At 31.7% G+C, this 19,153-nt stretch carries 17 protein-coding genes and 3 pseudogenes; 9 read left to right on the top strand and 11 right to left on the bottom strand.

The features are described 5' to 3' along the window. Positions 1 to 45: 45 nt before the first annotated feature. Together pgmL and FBF02_RS06870 are read left to right on the top strand one after the other, a co-directional pair. Positions 46 to 1,434, top strand: a complete 1,389-nt coding sequence (gene pgmL, locus FBF02_RS06875; protein WP_010891933.1) for a phosphoglucosamine mutase PgmL — start codon at positions 46 to 48, stop codon at positions 1,432 to 1,434. Between the two features lie 46 nt (positions 1,435 to 1,480). Next, positions 1,481 to 1,831 (top strand): DUF1090 family protein, encoded by a 351-nt coding sequence (locus tag FBF02_RS06870; RefSeq protein ID WP_002858318.1) that lies wholly within the window; start codon positions 1,481 to 1,483, stop codon positions 1,829 to 1,831. Between the two features lie 58 nt (positions 1,832 to 1,889). Here the strand turns inward: FBF02_RS06870 and rsfS are convergent, their stop codons facing one another. Together rsfS and nadD are read right to left on the bottom strand one after the other, a co-directional pair. Continuing rightward, positions 1,890 to 2,216 (bottom strand): ribosome silencing factor, encoded by a 327-nt coding sequence (gene rsfS, locus FBF02_RS06865; protein WP_002858238.1) that lies wholly within the window; start codon positions 2,214 to 2,216, stop codon positions 1,890 to 1,892. 27 nt (positions 2,217 to 2,243) lie between these two features. Then, on the bottom strand, positions 2,244 to 2,789 hold the full coding sequence (gene nadD / locus FBF02_RS06860; protein ID WP_002780449.1) for a nicotinate (nicotinamide) nucleotide adenylyltransferase: 546 nt from the start codon (positions 2,787 to 2,789) through the stop codon (positions 2,244 to 2,246). A gap of 59 nt (positions 2,790 to 2,848) precedes the next feature. Between nadD and gap the strand changes: the two genes are divergently transcribed. From gap to FBF02_RS06835, 5 genes are read left to right on the top strand one after another with little or no spacing between them, the layout of a single operon-like run. Then, entirely contained in the window at positions 2,849 to 3,847 is a 999-nt protein-coding gene (gap, locus tag FBF02_RS06855; protein ID WP_002780453.1) for a type I glyceraldehyde-3-phosphate dehydrogenase, read from the top strand. Between the two features lie 2 nt (positions 3,848 to 3,849). Further along, on the top strand, positions 3,850 to 5,052 hold the full coding sequence (locus FBF02_RS06850) for a phosphoglycerate kinase (protein ID WP_002855324.1): 1,203 nt from the start codon (positions 3,850 to 3,852) through the stop codon (positions 5,050 to 5,052). After that, positions 5,049 to 5,720 carry a triose-phosphate isomerase gene (locus FBF02_RS06845; RefSeq protein ID WP_002855528.1) on the top strand — a complete coding sequence of 224 codons (672 nt, stop codon included), beginning with the start codon at positions 5,049 to 5,051 and terminating at the stop codon, positions 5,718 to 5,720. Before FBF02_RS06850 ends, FBF02_RS06845 begins: the two co-directional genes overlap by 4 nt. Before the next feature lie 3 nt (positions 5,721 to 5,723). After that, positions 5,724 to 6,548: an enoyl-ACP reductase FabI gene (gene fabI, locus FBF02_RS06840; protein ID WP_002780456.1), complete on the top strand. Its 825-nt coding sequence runs from the start codon at positions 5,724 to 5,726 to the stop codon at positions 6,546 to 6,548. A 3-nt stretch (positions 6,549 to 6,551) separates the two neighbouring features. Continuing rightward, entirely contained in the window at positions 6,552 to 8,045 is a 1,494-nt protein-coding gene (locus FBF02_RS06835; protein WP_002858455.1) for a hydrogenase small subunit, read from the top strand. Here FBF02_RS06835 and feoB read toward each other — a convergent pair. The 7 genes and pseudogenes from feoB to FBF02_RS06800 all read right to left on the bottom strand — a co-directional run bounded on the left by feoB (position 8,042) and on the right by FBF02_RS06800 (position 15,892). After that, positions 8,042 to 9,883, bottom strand: coding sequence for a ferrous iron transport protein B (gene feoB, locus FBF02_RS06830; RefSeq protein WP_002865443.1), 1,842 nt, complete (start codon positions 9,881 to 9,883; stop codon positions 8,042 to 8,044). The two genes, FBF02_RS06835 and feoB, sit on opposite strands and share 4 nt — an antisense overlap. Beyond that, complete coding sequence (locus FBF02_RS06825) at positions 9,880 to 10,104, bottom strand: ferrous iron transport protein A (protein WP_002779147.1); 225 nt, start codon at positions 10,102 to 10,104, stop codon at positions 9,880 to 9,882. Before FBF02_RS06825 ends, feoB begins: the two co-directional genes overlap by 4 nt. 81 nt (positions 10,105 to 10,185) lie before the next feature. Continuing rightward, positions 10,186 to 11,526 (bottom strand): annotated as a pseudogene (locus tag FBF02_RS06820) (MmgE/PrpD family protein). A gap of 8 nt (positions 11,527 to 11,534) precedes the next feature. After that, the gene (gene purB / locus FBF02_RS06815) at positions 11,535 to 12,902 is read right to left on the bottom strand and encodes an adenylosuccinate lyase (protein ID WP_168940580.1); all 1,368 of its coding nucleotides are present in this window, start codon (positions 12,900 to 12,902) and stop codon (positions 11,535 to 11,537) included. A 9-nt stretch (positions 12,903 to 12,911) separates the two neighbouring features. Continuing rightward, positions 12,912 to 14,074 (bottom strand): annotated as a pseudogene (locus tag FBF02_RS06810) (PLP-dependent aspartate aminotransferase family protein). A gap of 12 nt (positions 14,075 to 14,086) precedes the next feature. After that, positions 14,087 to 15,526: pseudogene (gene dcuC / locus FBF02_RS06805) on the bottom strand (C4-dicarboxylate transporter DcuC). Positions 15,527 to 15,529: 3 nt separating this feature from the next. Beyond that, positions 15,530 to 15,892, bottom strand: coding sequence for a RidA family protein (locus tag FBF02_RS06800; RefSeq protein ID WP_002852401.1), 363 nt, complete (start codon positions 15,890 to 15,892; stop codon positions 15,530 to 15,532). A gap of 167 nt (positions 15,893 to 16,059) precedes the next feature. Here FBF02_RS06800 and FBF02_RS06795 point away from each other — a divergent pair, with 167 nt between their 5' ends. After that, complete coding sequence (locus FBF02_RS06795; RefSeq protein WP_002858310.1) at positions 16,060 to 16,716, top strand: transcriptional regulator; 657 nt, start codon at positions 16,060 to 16,062, stop codon at positions 16,714 to 16,716. Here the strand turns inward: FBF02_RS06795 and FBF02_RS06790 are convergent, their stop codons facing one another. Further along, on the bottom strand, positions 16,717 to 17,187 hold the full coding sequence (locus FBF02_RS06790; RefSeq protein WP_002858381.1) for a Cj1386 family hemin-binding protein: 471 nt from the start codon (positions 17,185 to 17,187) through the stop codon (positions 16,717 to 16,719). It abuts the gene before it with no gap. A gap of 56 nt (positions 17,188 to 17,243) precedes the next feature. Next, entirely contained in the window at positions 17,244 to 18,668 is a 1,425-nt protein-coding gene (locus tag FBF02_RS06785; protein WP_002856117.1) for a catalase, read from the bottom strand. A 170-nt stretch (positions 18,669 to 18,838) separates the two neighbouring features. On the opposite strand from FBF02_RS06785, the gene FBF02_RS06780 reads away from it, so the two are divergent. Further along, positions 18,839 to 19,153, top strand: coding sequence for a DUF2325 domain-containing protein (locus FBF02_RS06780; protein ID WP_002855637.1), 315 nt, complete (start codon positions 18,839 to 18,841; stop codon positions 19,151 to 19,153).

Raw genomic sequence — 19,153 nt, 5'->3', positions numbered from 1 at the left:
TCCAAATTTGCTTTAGAAAAACGATAAATTTAGGTCAAAGAAGAGATGAATTTGAAGGAAAAAATGTTAGATGTGATTTTTAGAGAATATGATATAAGAGGACTTTACGACAAAGAATTGAATGAAAAAAGCGTTAAAGCTATAGGTTTTTGTTTGGGACAAACTATGTTAAATAGGGGTTGTAAAAATGTAAGCGTGGGCTATGATGCAAGATATAGTGCAAATGAACTTTTTAATTATCTAGTGAGTGGACTTAACAAAGCGGGAATAAAAATCTATGATATAGGGCTTGTACCAACTCCATTGGGATATTTTAGTCTTTATGAGGGCTTAAAATTTGATGCAAATGTTATGATAACAGGCTCTCATAACCCAAAAGATTATAATGGTTTTAAAATTACTATCAATAAAGAAAGTTTTTTTGGTGTAGAATTAAAAGAGTTTTCAAAAGAAGTTTATAAGCATTTAGATGATGATATTGAAGAAAATTTAGAAGTAGAAAAATACGATATTTTAAACCTTTATGTGAAATTTATGTGCGAGCAATTTAGCTTTTTAAAGGATTTTAATTATAAATTTGGTGTTGATTGCACAAATGGTGCGGCTGGAGTGGTGATAAAGCCTTTAATCAAGGCTTTAAATTTAAAAGCTCATGTAATGTTTGCAGAGCCCGATGGACAGTTTCCAAACCATGCTCCAGATCCTACAGAAGAAGAAAACTTAAGTGCGATTAGAGAATTTTTAAATCAAAATCAAGATTATTCTTTGGCTTTTGCTTTTGATGGGGATGCTGATAGAATGGTTGCTTTAAGTAAAACTCATGTATTTTGTGGGGATGAGCTTTGTTATTTGTTTGCTAAAGATATCCCTAATCCACGCATTTTAGGTGAGGTAAAATGTTCTAAAAATCTTTTTGATGAAGTGGCTAAATTTGGAACTATTTTTATGGGAAAAACAGGACATTCTAATATCAAAAAAATGATGAAAGAAAAAGATATTGATTTAGCTGCTGAAGTGAGTGGGCATATTTTCTTTAAACATAGATATTTTGGTTATGATGATGGAATTTATGCATTTTTAAGAGCCTTGGAGCTTGTTTATAAAGGTTTTGATCTAGAAAGTATGATTAAAGCTTTACCAAAACTTTATACTACACCTGAAATTAAAATTCCTGTAAATGAAGAAGAAAAATTCAAACTTGTGGAAGAATTTCAAAAAGAGATTGAAAAAGGAGCTTTAAAAGGTGTTAAAAGTCTTTGTGAAATTGATGGAGCTAGGATAGATTTTGGCGATGGATGGGCTTTACTTCGTGCATCTAATACCAGCCCTTATCTTATCACACGCTTTGAGGCAACATCTTTAGAAAGAGCAAAAGAGCTTGAAAGTATGGTATTTACTTTGTTTAATGATATAAAAGCTAGATTTAAGAATTGATGAGATAATATTCCGCGATTTAATTTATTTTAAAAAGGAATTAAAAATGAAAAAAATACTTATTCTACTTACACTATGTGCTTTTGCTTTTGGTGCAAGTGAATGTGATAGAAAAATCGATCGTATCAATAAAGAAATCAGTTTTTCTAAAGCGCATAATGATACAGCTAGAACTTTAAGCTTAGAGCTTGCTTTAAAACAAGTACAAAATGATTGTGCTAAAGATCCTATGTTTTATGATAAAAAGTTAGAAGCTAAAAAACTTAAAGAACAAGAAGTGGAAAAAATCGAAAAAGAACTTGATGCTTTAAAAGAACAAAAAGATTATATGAGCAAGGCTGAGTATAAAGCTAAAAAAGAAGCTTTAAAAGAACAAAAAGAGAAAATCAAAAAATAAATTAAAGAATATATCGATAATCTCTAAAAATTAAAAAGACTAATAAATTTTAGCCTTTTTAAACCCTACCTTTTTTAAGATTTTCTAATAATTCTTCTATATTATAAATTCCTCTGTGTTCTGGTGTTAAAAGATGGATTAAAATATCACCAAGATCAATCACGCTCCATTCTTCACTACTATCTATGTTTAAAAATTCCTCACCTTTGGCTTTAAGTCGTGTTTTAAGCTCATCGATCAAAGATAGAGCGTGTCTTTCTCCTAAAGTAGCTGCAATAATGACATATTTTACAAAGTATTCTTGCTCGCTCATGTCAATGGTTTTGATATTTTCAGCTTTTTTTTCATCTAAAATTTTAACGATTAAATCTATTCTTTCTTGCATTATTGTCCTTTAATTTTTGAAATTGTATCAATTTTTTTGTAATTTTTCATAATATTTTTTTACTTCATCTTTAATTTCTTCACAAACCTCATTTGTATTTAAAGTGTCGCGTATGAAAGAAGAAGCGATTTTTTTATTGGTTTTTAAATCTTTGAAATTCTTAGGAATTCCTATATCATTGCGATTGGCAATAACAAATTCTACTAAAGAATTGAGTTTTTCAAAATCATGCCAAAGATGAAGTTTTTCTAAATGATCTGCGCCAATTAAAAGATAAAATTTACTAGGATTATAAAGCTTATAAAGATACTTAACACTTTCTATGCTAGGAACAGGGCGTTTTTGCCTGATTTCAAAATCGCAAATTTCAACTTTTGGCAAATGTCCCCAAAGTTTTTTAACCCATAAGAATCTTTGCTTTTCATCAGCACTAAAACTTTGTTTAAAAGGATTGATATAAGTAGGCATAATAATAAGTTTATCAATATCTAATTTTTCCAAAGCCTCTAAAACAACGCTATTATGACCATTATGCGGTGGATCAAAACTGCCACCAAAAAGTGCTATCTTCATTAAAATTTTAACCTTTTTTTTGTAGAATATTAGCATTATATTTTGCAAAAGGAAATTAAATGGCTGTAAAAGTTGCTATAAATGGTTTTGGACGCATAGGCAGATGTGTTGCAAGAATCATCTTAGAAAGAAATGATATTGAGCTTGTGGCGATAAATGATACTACGGATATTGAACTTACAAAATACCTTTTTAAATACGATACAGTACATGGTGAATTTAAAGGCAGTGTTGATAGTGAAGGAGATGATTTAGTGGTAAATGGTAAAAAAATCAAAGTATTTAAAAGTCGCAATGTAAAAGATCTTGACTTTGCAAAACACGGCGCACAAATTGTTTTAGAGTGCACAGGAGCGCATTTAACTATGGCAAAATGTCAAGAATTTATAGATATGGGAGTACAAAAAGTGATCATGAGTGCTCCTGCAAAAGATGATACTCCTACTTATGTTTTAGGAGTAAATTCAGAACTTTACAAGGGTGAAAGCATTATTTCTAATGCAAGTTGTACAACAAATTGTTTAGGTCCTGTTTGTCGTGTTTTACAAGATAATTTTGGCATAGAAAAAGGACTTATGACAACAATACATGCTTATACAAATGGACAAAGTATTATTGATGCTAAAGCTAAAGATAAACGCCGTTCTCGTGCTGCAGCGCAAAATATCATTCCAACTTCTACAGGCGCAGCAAAAGCTATGAAACTTGTTATGCCTGAACTTAATGGCAAGCTTCATGGACAAAGTATGCGTGTGCCAGTGATTGATGTATCAAGCGTGGATTTAACTGCACAACTAAGCCGTAAAGTTAGCAAAGATGAAATCAATGAAGCTTTCAGAAAAGCTGCAGCTACAAATTTAAAAGGCATTTTAATGGTAGATGATGATGAAAGAGTTTCAAGCGATTTTATCACTTGTTCTTATGGAGCTATTGTAGCAAGTGATTTAACTCAAGTGATTGCGGATGATTTTATCAAGGTAATTGCTTGGTATGATAATGAATGGGGCTATTCAAGTCGTCTAGTAGATATGGCAGTATATATTGCAAATAAGGCTTAATCATGAGTGATATTATTTCTATAAAAGACATTGATTTAGCTAAGAAAAAAGTTTTTATAAGATGTGATTTTAATGTTCCTCAAGATGATTTTTTAAATATCACTGATGATAGACGCATAAGATCAGCTATTCCTACGATAAGATATTGTTTGGATAATGGTTGTAGTGTGATTTTAGCCTCTCATTTAGGGCGTCCAAAAGAAATTAGCTCTAAATATTCTTTAGAACCTGTGGCTAAGCGTCTTGCTAGACTTTTAGATAAAGAAATTGTTATGGCAAAAGATGTTATCGGCGAAGATGCAAAAACCAAAGCTATGAATTTAAAAGCGGGTGAAATTTTACTTCTTGAAAATTTGCGTTTTGAAAAAGGCGAAACTAAAAATGATGAAAATTTAGCCAAAGAACTTGCTTCTATGGTTCAAGTTTATATCAATGATGCTTTTGGAGTATGCCATAGAGCACATTCTAGTGTAGAGGCGATTACTAAATTTTTTGATGAAAAACACAAAGGCGCAGGATTTTTACTCCAAAAAGAAATTGATTTTGCAAGCAATCTTATCAAACATCCAGCACGTCCTTTTGTCGCTGTTGTTGGAGGTTCAAAGGTAAGTGGAAAACTTCAAGCATTGACAAATTTATTACCAAAGGTAGATAAATTAATCATAGGCGGAGGTATGGCATTTACTTTTTTAAAAGCTTTAGGTTATGATATAGGAAATTCACTTTTAGAAGAAGAACTTTTAGAAGAAGCTAATAAAATTCTTACCAAGGGTAAAAATTTAGGAGTGAAAATTTATCTTCCAGTAGATGTTGTAGCCGCTCCTGCGTGCTCACAAGATGCGCCGATGAAATTTGTTCCAGCGCAAGAAATTCCAAATGGTTGGATGGGTTTAGATATAGGACCTGCGAGTGTGAGACTTTTTAAGGAGGTGATTTCTGATGCGCAAACGATTTGGTGGAATGGACCTATGGGTGTTTTTGAAATTGATAAATTTTCAAAAGGTAGCATTAAAATGAGTCATTATATCAGCGAAGGACATGCAACTTCTGTTGTTGGAGGCGGTGATACGGCTGATGTGGTTGCGCGTGCAGGTGATGCAGATGAAATGACTTTTATTTCTACTGGAGGTGGTGCTTCTCTTGAACTTATAGAAGGCAAAGAACTTCCAGGTGTAAAAGCTTTAAGATCTAAGGAAAATGAATGATCTTTGCTGCAAATTTAAAATGCAATCACACAAGAGCAAGCTTTAAAATTTATGCTAAAATTTTAAATAAAACTATGGGGGTAAAATGCGATGATATTATCGTTTTTCCACCTAGTATAGCATTTTTAGAAAATGAAAATAACTTCATACAAGGAGCGCAAAATTTTTATCCTTGTGTTAATGGTGCTTTTACAGGCGAGCTTGGAAAAGAACATTTGGACGAATTTGGGATTAAATGTGTCTTAATCGGGCATTCTGAAAGAAGAGCTTTAGGAGATGAAGAATTTATTAAGGCTAAATTTGATTTTGCTAAAGAGCATGGTTATAAAATTGTTTTTTGTATAGGTGAAAATTTAGATACAAAAAATTCAGGCAAGACTTTAGAGTTTTTAAAAAAACAACTTGAAATTATTGATTTAAATTATGAAAAACTCATCATCGCTTATGAGCCTATTTATTCTATAGGAACGGGAGTGAGCGCACAAAGTACAGATATCGCTAAAGTGCTTGAATTTTTAGCGAGTTTAACCAAAGTACCTTTGCTTTATGGTGGAAGTGTGAATGAAAATAATATCAAAGAAATTTTAAGTGTAAATCATTGTGGTGGAGTTTTGATAGGCTCTGCAGCTTTAAAAGTAGAAAATTTTATAAAATTAATCAAAGGATAAAAGATGATTATGAAGGGTAAAAAAGGCCTTATTGTAGGGGTTGCAAATAATAAATCTATTGCTTATGGCATAGCAAAAGCATGTTTTGATCAAGGAGCCGAGCTTGCTTTTACTTTTTTAAATGATGCTTTAAAAAAACGCGTAGAACCTATAGCACAAGAGTTTAATTCTAATTTTGTTTATGAGCTTGATGTAAATAATAACGAGCATTTAGATTCTATCGCTGAAAAAATCAAAAAAGATTTAGGCGAGATTGATTTTGTAGTGCATGCGGTTGCTTTTGCTCCAAAAGAAGCTTTAGAAAATTCTTTTTTAGAAACTTCAAAAGAAGCTTTTGATATAGCTATGCAAACTTCTGTGTATTCTTTACTTTCTTTAACACGTGCGGTTTTACCTATTTTAAAAGATAAGGGTTCGATTTTGACTTTAAGTTATCTTGGTGGGGTTAAATATGTACCTCATTATAATGTTATGGGTGTAGCAAAAGCCGCACTTGAAAGTTCTGTGCGTTATTTAGCAAGAGATCTAGGAGTAAAAGGAATTCGTGTTAATGCTATTTCAGCAGGTCCTATTAAAACTTTGGCAGCAAGTGGAATAGGGGATTTTAGAATGATTTTAAAATACAATGAAATCAATTCTCCTTTAAAACGCAATGTTAGTATAGAAGATGTAGGTAATTCGGCTATGTATTTACTTAGCGATTTAGCAAATGGTGTTACAGGTGAAATACATTATGTTGATGCAGGATATAACATCATGGGTATGGGCGATGTTGAAAAAAATGAAGAAGGGCAAACTGTTCTTTGTTGGGATAATCAAAAAGGATAAAAAATGGCAAAGCTTAGCAATGAAGAATTAAAAAATATACTTGAAGATCGCATTAAAAAACTTGAGAATTCTACTTTAAAAGAGGACAAGGTTATCAATGAAGAAAGTGTAAAAATTCTTGCTAGGCATTTATCTTTAGGCAATGAAATTCCAGCTCTTGCTCAAAGATTTTTTCAAATCGCACCTAAAACAAAGTTAGTATGGCTTCATCTTTGTGAATGTACAGGGTGTAGCGAGAGTTTGTTGCGTTCTGAGTTGCCAAGTTTTGATGAGCTTATTTTTGATTTTTTTTCTTTAGAATATCATGAAACTTTAATGGCGGCAAATGGCACTAAGGCTGAAGAGCTTTTAGAGTATGTTTTAGAAGAAGATTTTATTTTAGCGGTTGAAGGTGGTGTTGCAGCCATTGATACCTTTTTTCTTACTATAGGAGCGCAAGGAGAGAGTGGCTATGAAATTTTAGAAAAACTAGCCGCTAAAGCCAAGGCTATCTTTGCAGTGGGTACTTGTTCAAGTTATGGTGGTATTCAGGCTGCTTATCCAAATCCTAGTAAAACTTGTGGTATTAGCGAAGTTTTAAGTCAGAAAGTAGTAAATATTCCAGGTTGTCCTCCAAGTGATATAAATATCATTGCGACTTTAAGTTTTTTTGCTTTATTTGGAGTTTTGCCTGAACTTGATGAGCAAAATCGTCCTGTGTGGGCTTATGGTAAATGTTTGCATGATATGTGTGAAAGAAAGGCGAAATTTGAAAGCGGGATTTTTGCTGAACATTTTGACGATGAAGCTGCAAAGAATGGAGCTTGTTTATTTAAGATAGGTTGTAAAGGACCTTATACTTACAACAACTGTCCTAAAGTGAAATTTAATGCTAAAACTTCTTGGCCAGTGGCTGCAGGACATGGTTGTATAGCCTGTAGTGAGAAAAATTTTTGGGATGAGTTTGGGAATTATGAAAAACCTATGGCAAATATTTTTTCTTACGCTAAACTTTGCAATGAAGAGTTAAAACAAGAATTTTTTCTAGAAGAGCAAATTAAAATTTTAGAACAAATAGATTTTGAATTTGAAAGCAATATAAAACTTATTTTACAAAATATAGCTAAAAATAAATTAGGTGCTTTGCTTGTAGAAAATTATAAAAAATCTTTTGAAAAAAACTATGCTTTTATAGAACAAAATTTTGATGAAAATCCTATGCCTTCAAAAGATTTTTGGAAATATCTTGAGATAAGCTTTATTTTAGTTAAAGGCGCATTTTTAAAAGATAAGAATGATTTTTTAATTGTGGCAAAAAATTACGCTTTTAAACATGCAAGTCCTTATGATTTTAAGTTAAATATGAACGCTGAAAAACCAAAGCTTGATGTGAGTAAATCTTTTCGTATGACTTTAATCTATCTTTGCGGTGGACTTGATTTTGAAGGTGTTGCTTATAGCATTTTAAAAGCTTTTGAAGATAATATCGCTAAAATTTCATCATTAAAAGCAAGTTAATTTAATAAAATTTTAGCAATATGAAGTCCTATAAAAGCTACTATATAAGCACTTGTACAGGTAAAAAGAAATAGAAAGAGAGTGTATTTTAGCTTTCCACTTTCTTTTGAAAAAACTATAGTTGCTGCAAAGCAAGGATTATAAATCATTACAAATAAAATAAAAGCCACTGCACTTGGTATAGGTATGTTTTTAGCGATAATTCCTTTTAAATCATTATTTGTTTCATCTACATCTTTTCCTAGTGAATAAAGCACGCCCATAGTTGAGATCATCACTTCTTTAGCAGCCAAACCACTGATTAAAGATACGCTTAATTTCCAATCTAACTCAAGGGGTTGAAAAATAGGTTCTATGCCTTTGCCAAATTGTCCTAAATAACTTTGTTCTATAGCTCTTTCTTGAGCATTAAAATCATTTAAATTTTCTTCACTTTTTGGAAAATTGCTAGCAAACCATATGAGCAAAGAGGCCAAAAGTATGAAAGTTCCTGCTTTTTTAAGATACATTTTGGCTTTATTATAAACCATAAACCAAACTAAATGCCAATTTGGCATACGATATTTTGGCATTTCCATAACAAAAGGTTCATCAAGTCCACGAAATGCTGTCATTCTTAAAAATTTTGCAGCACAAAGTCCTAAAATCGCACCTAAAATATAAATTCCAAAAAGATAATTTCCTGCTTTTTCACTTGGAAAAAAAGCACCGATAAAAAGCACATATACAGGAAGTCTTGCTCCACAACTCATAAAATTGATCACAAAAAGAGTTAAAAGCCTATCTCTTTTGTTCTTAAGAGTGCGTGTAGCCATAAAAGCAGGTACCGAACAACCAAAACCAGTGATTAGCGGAATAAAACTTTTACCATGCAAACCAAATTTATGTAAAATCCCATCAAGTAAAAAAGCTACTCTTGACATATAGCCTGTGGTTTCTAAAAGAGCTATGCCTAAAAATAAAATCATTATATTAGGCAAAAAAAGTATCACAGCACCAACACCTGCGATAATCCCATCAGCCAAAGCTGAAGCGATAAAGGTATTAGAAATATTGTTTTTAACAAATTCACCTAAGGTATTAAAGCCCGATTCTATATAATCCATAGGAATTTGCCCTAAGCTAAAGGTGAGTTGAAATAAAAGCCACATTAAAAATAAAAATATAGGTAAGCCAAAGAATTTATGGATAAGTAAGGCATCGATTTTTTTGGTTAAATTTCTTTCTTCTTTTTTGTGTGTAATAATTTTTTTTGAAAGTTCATTAATAAAATATAATAAATCTTCTTTTTCCGGACTTTTTTCGCAAAGCGGAGTGTAAAATTGAGATCTTGGAATAAATTTACTTTCAAATAAAATAATAATTTTTTGCAGCAAAAGTTCTAAATTTTCTTTTGTTTTTGCTGAAATTTCAACAACTTGACTTTGAAATTCTTGGCTTAAAATAGAAGTGTCAAGCTCTATACCTTCTTTTTTGGCTTCATCGCACATATTTAAAGCTAAAAGCATTTTTTTATTAAGGCTTAAAAGTTCTGCACTAAGGATAAGATTGCGTTCTAAATTGGTAGCATCTAAAACATTAACAATAACATCATAGTCATTTTGATTTAAAAAATGACGTGTGATTTTTTCTTCTTCGCTATATCCATCTAAAGAATAAGTTCCTGGCAAATCAATGACTTCAAATTCATAGTTTTTATAAAAAGTTTTTGCGCTTGCTTTTTCTATAGTAACTCCGCTAAAATTTCCTACTTTCATATTGGCTTTGCAAAGTGCATTAATAAGAAGACTTTTGCCTACATTAGGCTGACCTACAAGAGCTATTTTGATTTTTTTCATATAAGATTCACTTCTATGGTTTTAGCTTCATCAGATCTTAGGATAACACAACTTGTATCAAGTTCTACCATTATGGTGGCATTTTTTAAAGAGGAGTGAATTTTTTTCAAGTTTTTATTTTTAATAAATCCAAAGCTTAAAAGTCTATTTTTGAGTTCTTTGTGAGCGTTTAAATTGACAATAATAGCCTTTTGTCCATCTTTTAACTCGTTTAAAGTCATTGTAATTCCTAAATTAATAATAAATATTATAATAAAAAAGTGTAATGAAATTATCCTTCTTGTAAAAAGAAGGATAAATATTTAAAAAGAAAAGTGGTTTAAATTTTCTAGATTGATGATTTGATCTAGAATTTTGTTAGCTTTAGTATTATCAAGGTAAATTTGTGCATTGGCTAAAAATTTAGCTTTTAATTCTTCAAAACTTAGTGGATTATCAAAATTACCTTTATTGATAAAAACATCTTTTTGGATTATGCGTCCATCTTGCAAACTGGCTTCTAAATGCCCTGGAAAATATTTTGGAAAGCCTTGAGATTTCCTTTTTTTGTAACTGATTTTTTTAGCAAATTCTAGTACTTCTTCACGCTTTAAATTTTCATAAGATTCAAGAGTGATTTTACCATCAAAGAATCCTAGAGCCATTAAAAAAGGCATGGAAAATTTGGCCTCATAAGCACTGTTTGGAGTGTATTTTGCTTCTAAAGGATCGCAAATAAAAGAAATAGGAACTTCATCTACAAAACAACGAATGCTTTTGATTTCATCTGCTTTTAAGCCATCATTTTTTAAAGCTATGGCACAATCAATAAGACCATGAGCAAAATGGCAGCTTGGATAAGGCTTTATAGAAACTTGCATACTTTGCTAAATTTCACCCAAGCCTTTATCAAGTTCTGTTTTATCGCATTCTTGTTCTATACCAAAACATTTAAAGATATTATCCCTACCTTTAAAAATGCTTAGAGGTTCACTCATGTTATTTTTAGCAAAGTTAGCGATTAAAATTCCATTTTTAATGGCATTTGCTATATGTAAGACTTTTGAATTAGAGCCATTGGATAAGAACTCATTAATCCCACTTGCAAAACTTCCAGCAAGTCCTAAAGCATTGATGATTTGTTCTTTGTTAAGATCCAGCAAGATTGCACTTGCACTCACACTTCCAAAAATTCCTGCAATAGCAGTGGTATGAAAACCACGCTTATGAAAAGTGCCTTTGCTTGCAATGCCTACTCTAGCTGCAATTTCCCAGCCTATTATAAAAGCTTTGATGATTTTTTTCGCATCTTTGCTAACATGAAAACCATAACTTAAACAAAGAGGAGTTAAAATCGCACTTGCGTGCAAAATAGCTTCTGTATGCGTATCATCAAAATCAAGTGCATGAGAAGCAATGCCATTTAGCATGGCTGCATAAATGGGATCTAATTTTTTATCATGTACCCATACAGGGGTATTTTTTTCTGTGCTTAAATTTTCAAAAGCTTTAAAGGCATTTAAAACGCATTCTTCCTTACTCGCTGCTATAGCCGTTCCAAGGCTATCAAGCATAAGCTCTTTAGCTCTTTGAACAACTGTATTAGGGATATTTTCATACTGAAGATTGAAAATAAAATCCGCCAAAATTTCGCTATAGAACATGATTTTTCCTATTTTAAGATAGCGCTATTTTTGATTTTTGCCAAAAATTCATCTACAAGTTTTGGTGCATATCCTACATAACTTGTTGCATCAAGTAAAGCATCGATATCTTTTTCTTTTAAGACTTGAGATACTCTTGTATCTGCAAGCAATACTTCTTTGAAAGTTTTTTGTTGTTCGATACCTAGCATAGCGTTTTCATAAACGATTTCATGAGCGTGTTGTTTGCCGTAATGATCGCTTAGTGCAAACATAACGCGTTCTGCCAGTACAAAGCCTTTAAGAGTGTCAAGATTTTTAAGCATTTTATCTTTTTTAACTTCTAGGTCACTAAGAGCAAATTTCATATTTGCTAAAACCACAGAAAGCATTAAAAACATTTCAGGTAAAAGTTTCCATTCCATTTTCCAAACTTGCCCATCTCTTTCATGCTCGTGTCTTTCAATATCGCTTAAAATGCCTAAATTTGCCTTAAAGGCATTGCTTACTGTAACTGCATTTTCGCTTACTGCAGGATTTCTTTTGTGTGGCATAGTGCTAGATCCTACTTGTCCTTTGCCAAAAGGTTCTGCTACTTCATCGATTTCATTGTGTGAGAGTATGAGTAATTGATGAGCGATTTTGTTAAAAGTTGCATTGATATTGCCTAGTACAAAACCAAGCTCTATAAAGCGATCACGTGTGCTCTGCCAAGAGATATTAGGCACTTCAAGTCCTAAATTCTCTAAAGTTAGCTTTTCTACTTCGTTGCATTCATCGCTTAAACTCGCCTTGGTTCCAACAGCTCCTACTATGCTGCCTACATAAAGTCTTTTTTCAAGTTCAAGTATTCTTTCAAAATGACGATCAAGCTCGCTAAGCCAGATGGCTACCTTATGCCCAAAGGTGATCGGTAAAGCTTGTAAAGCAAGAGTTCTTCCCATCATAGCAGTGTTTTTATGGGTTTTAGCTAGTTTCGCTAAGGCTTTTGCGATAGCTTTTAATTCGCTTTTTACAAGAGTCATTGCTTCTTTAAATTGTAAAACCAGTCCTGTATCGATGATATCTTGAGTGGTTACTCTAAAATGTACATATTCGCCTAAATTATTATCGCAAGCTTTTTCTAATCCTCTTACAGTAGGAACTAAAGGGTGTTTGGTCTTTTTAAATTCAGCAAAGATAAAGTCCATATCCATAAATTTATAATGAGCTTTTTTTGCGATCTCATCAGCTGCTTTTTTAGGGATAATTTTAAGTTTTGCTTGTGCTTTTGCTAAAGCTGCTTCAACATCGAGCCATTTTTGTATGCGGTTTTGTTCGCAAAAAATAGCACGCATTTCCTGCGTGCTCCATGAGTCTGCTAGTAATCTATGATCAAATACGCTAATTCCTGTCATCTTATCTCCTTATTTTTTAATACTATCAAAAGCTTGTGTTAAATCAGCAATTAAATCTTTAGTATCTTCAAGACCTATATGAAATCTTACAAATAGCCCTCTTGCACTTAGGTCTGTTGCAGTTCTAGGCGGAGTAGTTACGGTGGCTAAGCTTTCATATCCACCCCAGCTAGCACCAATTGAAAAGTATTCTAGTTTATCTACAAATTTAATAGCATCATCTTTGTTATAACCTTCTGCAAATTCTATGGTAATCATACCATTTGCACCTTTATGATCACGCATGAAAATTTCATGATTTGGGTGGGATTTGAGTTTTGGATAGAAAATTGTTTTAATTTCTTTTCTGCTTTGTAAAAACTCTACAATTTCATCAGCACTTTTTTCATGAGCTTTCATTCTTACATCTAGTGTTCTCATACCACGAAGTACTAAGTAAGCATCATCAGGACTTGTTGTAAAGCCTAAAGCTTCTGGAAGTTTGTCAAAATTTTTCCATTCTTTTTCGTTGATTACTACTATACCCATGGTTACATCAGAGTGTCCACTAAGATATTTTGTAGCGGCGATAACTGAAATGTCTACTCCAAGTTCTAAAGGATTTAGAAAATATCCACTAGAATAAGTATTGTCAATAGCTACAGGGATATTATATGCATGAGCAATTTTGCAAAGTTTTGGTAAATCTATGATTTCATAAAGTATAGAACCTGGACTTTCGCATAGGATAAGCTTGGTATTAGGTTTGATTTTTTCTTCTATATCACTTGCATCAGCTTTTAAAAAATCAATTTCAACGCCTATTTTGTCTAAAAATAATTCGCAAATCGTTCTTACAGGCCCATAAATTGCATCAGTGATTAAAAAATGTGCATCTTTGCTTGCATAGTTTAAAAGTACCATGGCTAATGCTGCAAGTCCTGTTGGAAAAAGTTGTGCTCTATAACCACCCTCTAGAGTGCAAATAAGTTTTTCAAGTTCAAAATTGGTTGTTGTTCCTCTAGCTCCATAGCTTAAAACACGATCTGTTTTTCTTAATTCTCTGTATTTTTCCAAGTTGCGTGATCTTTAAAAAGTATGGTTGATGCACGCATAAGTGTAGGATTGACTGATCTTACTTCAGCACCTTGATCGCCTCTGCCACAATGAATAAGTTTAGTTTTTGAGTTCATTTTTTCTCCTTTTTAAAGATAAATATAAGTCATAATAACATTTACAATAGCCGCTACAAGCATAGGAATAGCTGTTCTTTTAACTACGGCAAAAGGACTTACTTTTGCAATAGCTGAGATAGCTAAGATCGCTGGTGCAATAGGACTAACACATCTTCCAAAGCCCGTCATGATTTGAATTGGTGCTATCATGGTGATAGTTTCAACTCCAAAGTGTTTTGCTATATTTGGGATAAGTGGAGCAAAGCTAAAAAATGCCGCATTTCCTGAACCCATTAAGAAAGCACAAACCGCAAGCAAGATTGAAACGGCGATAATAATAGCCAAAACTCCAAATCCTGCATTTTTGCAAAATTCTATTAAAGTATCTACAAAACCTACAGATAAAAGACCACTTGCAAATACTTGACCGCAAACGATGAGTGAAACTGTGATAACAAATAAATGTCCCATTCCTTTAAAGAAAATCATAATAGAATTAAGAGTTTCTACAACGCTTTTATAGCGTATCATTTCAAAAATAATAGCCACAAAAGTTGAAATCACCATTGCTTACTGGAACATTCATTTTAATTGCAGTGCTAGCAGCTGCTTTAACTTCTTGGGCACTACTTATTCCCATTAAAACCAAGATGCTATCAAGCACGGAACTAAATCCTAGGATTAAAACCAAAGGAATTATAGGTAAAATCGCATAAATTCTAGGAGGCTTTTTAAGTTCTTTTTCTTTACCTTCATTTTCATTTAGTTCTTTTTCAATTTCTTGTGCATTGAAGGCAAAATTATCTTTTTTGTCAAAAAATTTATTGCAAAGATATATCGCAATACCTACAGCTATAATGATAGGCAAGGTTGTAGGGAGTTGATAATGAACAAAATAAATTGCAGGATCAACTTCAGCTACTTTTGATGCCATGATCACATTTCCACTTCCAGGTCCATGATCGATATATTGACAAATCGCAATCACACTTAAGGCAGAAAGTTTTGAAACACCAGAAGTACAAGTATAGGATACATAGTAACCATAAGTAAAAGTGCCAAACCTGCGTGAGAAGGGATAAAAAGAACCAAAAATTGCACGATAAAATATGCAACTAAAAGTAAGATATAAGGGGACTTTACCATTTTTAAAGGTTTTTCAAAAACTTTAAAGAGTGTATAAGAAGCCCCAACATGATCCATATAAGCAGAAAAACCTGCTATAGTCATAAGTGTAAGTCCAAGCCCTACTAATGTACTTGACATGGTTTGATTGAAAACTTGAAAAATATCAAAAAAACCTAAATTTAAAGAACCTTTAGCGACAATATGTGGAGAAAGTCCAAAAAGAGCAGCTAAGGAAAGTAAAAGTAAACCACTTAAAAGCAATGCCATGTGAGCATTGATTTTTTTATAAAGCATAAAAACAAGCAAAAAAACACTAAATAAAGAAAAAACAATACCTAGCATGTTTTATCCTTTTTGAGCGATGATCTCTATCTCTACTTTAGCTTTTTTTGGTAGATCTTTTACCGCAAAAGCACTTCTTGCTGGATAAGGAGCTTTAAAAAATTCAGCATAAATTTCATTGAATGCTACAAAATCATTAATATCAGCTAAAAAGCAAGTGGTTTTAATCACTTTATCATAACTGATACCATTTTCTTCTAAGATAGCACCGATATTTTTTAAAGATTGTTTGGTTTGTTCTTTGATATCAGAGCTTTCTATTTCTCCTGAAGCAGGGTTGATAGGAAGTTGTCCTGATATAAATAAAAGTCCATTTACTTCTCTGTAAGCTGAGTATGGACCAATGGCCTTTGGATAGTTTGACATGAATTCTCCTTTGTTAAATATAGATTAAGCAGAATGCATTTTATCACTACAATAATAATTTGTCAATAGTTTATTATCATAATAATAAAATTTTATTTTTAAGAAATGTTTTAAAGTATAAAGAGTAGAATTTAATATTATATTAATTTTTTATTGAAGGCAGTTTTATGGATGAGGGACAAAAACAACAATTTATAAAGTTGACATATTTTTTAGGAGAAGTTTTAGGTGAGCAATATGAGATAGTTTTTCATGTAATTACTGAAGATGGGGCCTATATTGCAGCAATTGCTAACAGTCATATTAGTGGAAGAAGTTTAGATTCTCCCTTGACTGCTTTTGCAAGTGAGCTTATGCAAAATAAAAAATATTTAGAAAAAGATTTTTTATGTGATTATAAGGCTCTTGTTGGAAAATCAAAATTAATTAGAGGATCTACTTTTTTTATTAAAAATCATGACAAATTAGTAGGTATTTTGTGTATCAATCATGATACTAGCATTATGAGAGATTTAATATGCAAGATGATTGATTTAGAAAAAATTGGAGATATGGGTGATATTTTAGGAAATATTAGTTTTTCTCAAAATGATTCAAGTATAGAAACATTAAGTCACTCGATAGAGGATATTTTAGTTCAAAGCGTAGATTCTAGTTATTTAAATTCTGATTATCAATTAAGCATTACTCAAAAAGAAGAAATTGCTGAAAAGCTATATGAAAAAGGTATTTTTAATATAAAAGGGGCGGTTCCTATCGTAGCAAAATTTTTAAAAATTTCAGAACCTAGTGTCTATAGGTATCTGAAGAAATTTAAAAAATAACTAAAATTTTTTGATAAATTTTAGTATTTTTAGGCTTATTTTCTTTAAAAAATTATTTTTAGATTTTTTGAGTAAAAATTCTGCCACATCTTTGCGTCCAAACATAATAGCAAAAGTATAAGGTGTCATTCCTAAACCATTGTTTTCATCAATATTTGCTCCATATTTAACTAAAAGTTCACACATAGGTAAGTATCCTTTAAAACAAACTCCCGCTAATGGGGTTTGTCCACGATCGTTTTTTTCATCTACTTTTGCACCTTTTTCTAAAAGCATTTTAGCGCTTTCATAAGAATTATTATAAGCTGCAAGCATAAGCAAGCTATCGCCTTTATGAGTTTTTAAATTTACATTTAAACCTGCTTCTATCATGATTTTAAGATTTTCACATTCATTATTTCTTGCAAAATTAAAAGCCATTTTGCAAAGCTCTTCAAATCTTTTTTCTTCTTCTAAACTAAGAGTTGTCATTGTTTTTCCTTAATTATTATAATCTTTAGTTTGCCACCAAAAGTGGCAAGTAAAAATTATTTTTCTAAAGCTTTTTTAATTCCTTTTGCATAATCAGGTGAAATTTTTTCAAAATGTTTTAAAGCTCTAGTGATAATTTTTTCATCAACTCCTTCCATAGAAGCGGCGATATTATGAAAAAGTTGAGTTTTTTGATCATCATTCATAAGATTAAATAAAGCTCTTGGTTGAGTATAAAAGTCATTATCTAGTGGAGCATATCTTTGTGCTACGCCTTCTAAGACTAAATCAGGTTCAAGATAGCTTTTGTCTTCTTTTGGGCTATTATCATAGCTGTTTGGTTCATAATAAGCAGCATCATTTTTATAACTATCAAAATTCATAGCACCAGCGACATTGTAAGTATTCACTTCGCTTTTTGCACGATTTACTGGTAAAAGATGATAATTAGTTCCTATTCTATATCTTTGTGCATCAGGATATGAAAAAATTCTAGCTTGCAACATTTTATCAGGGCTAAAGCCAATTCCAGGAACGATATTGCTTGGACTAAAGGCAGCTTGTTCAACTTCATTAAAATAATTTTGAGGATTTTTGTTTAGAATCATTTCGCCTATATCCATCAAAGGTACAAAACTATGAGGCCAAATTTTTGTTAAATCAAAAGGATTAAATCCAAGTTTTTCTATATCTTTTTCAGCAAGAATTTGAACTTGAACTTTCCATTTTGGAAAATCTTTATTTTCTATAGCATTATAGAGATCTCTTTGATGACTTTCTCTATCTTTTGCTATAAGCTCGGCAGCTTCTTGGTTGGTAAGATTTTTAATCCCTTGTTGGGTTTTAAAATGGAATTTCACCCAAAATCTTTCATTTTTATCATTAATAAAACTATAAGTATGGCTTCCAAATCCATGCATATGACGATAACTTGCAGGAATTCCTCTATCGCTCATAAGAATGGTTACTTGATGTAAACTTTCAGGACATAAACTCCAAAAATCCCAAGCAGCATTATTACTTCTTAGATGAGTTCTTGGATCTCTTTTTTGAGTATGGATGAAATCAGGGAATTTATAAGCATCGCGGATGAAGAATGTCGGAGTGTTATTTCCTACCAAGTCCCAGTTTCCTTCTTTAGTGTAAAATTTAATAGCAAAACCTCTCACATCGCGTTCAGCATCTGCTGCACCTGCTTCACCTGCTACTGTTGAAAAGCGTAAAAATAATGGAGTAACTTCGCCTTTTTGAAAAATTTTAGCTTTGGTATAAGCACTTAAGTCTGCTGTAATTTTTATTTCGCCATAAGCTCCACTTCCCTTAGCATGAACGGTTCTTTCTGGAATTCTTTCTCTATTTTGATGAGCAAGTTTTTCAAGCAAAAGATAATCTTGCATAAGTAAAGGTCCTTTTGCGCCTGCGCTTAATGAATTTTGGTTATCAGCTATAATGTTTCCAAAATCGTTAGTCAATTTTTTCATTGTTTTCTCCTAAATAATAAATTTTATTAATTAGTAAATTATATCTATTAAAAATTAAAATTAACTGAATAATTGCATTTTATTGATAATAAATTTCAAAATAAATTTAGTTTTTTTATATTATAATAATAATTATCAAAATATATTTTAAAAATCACAAAGGAGAATTTATGTCAGTTTTGGTTATTGGTGCAGATGAAATCACTCCTATTAGAGCTGTTTTACATGATTTAGGTGCTAAAAAAATAGAACACTGGGATGCACGTAATGAAAATAGAGTTAATCGCAAGCCGATTCCTTGTGATACAGAATGTATAGTAATGTTAACAAGCTTTTTAAATCATAATACTATGAAAAAAATCAAAAATGAAGCTAAAAAGCGTAAAATTCCATTAGTTTGTGCAAAAAGAAGTGTAAGTTGTGTGTATTGTGAATATTGTAAAATTTTTAATCTTAATAAAGAATTTTCTTGCTATAAAGGTTAA

Origin of the sequence: Campylobacter sp. CFSAN093226, from assembly GCF_012897595.1 — a bacterium.
GTDB lineage: Bacteria > Campylobacterota > Campylobacteria > Campylobacterales > Campylobacteraceae > Campylobacter_D > Campylobacter_D jejuni.
This window is presented reverse-complemented; position numbering and strand designations above follow the sequence as displayed.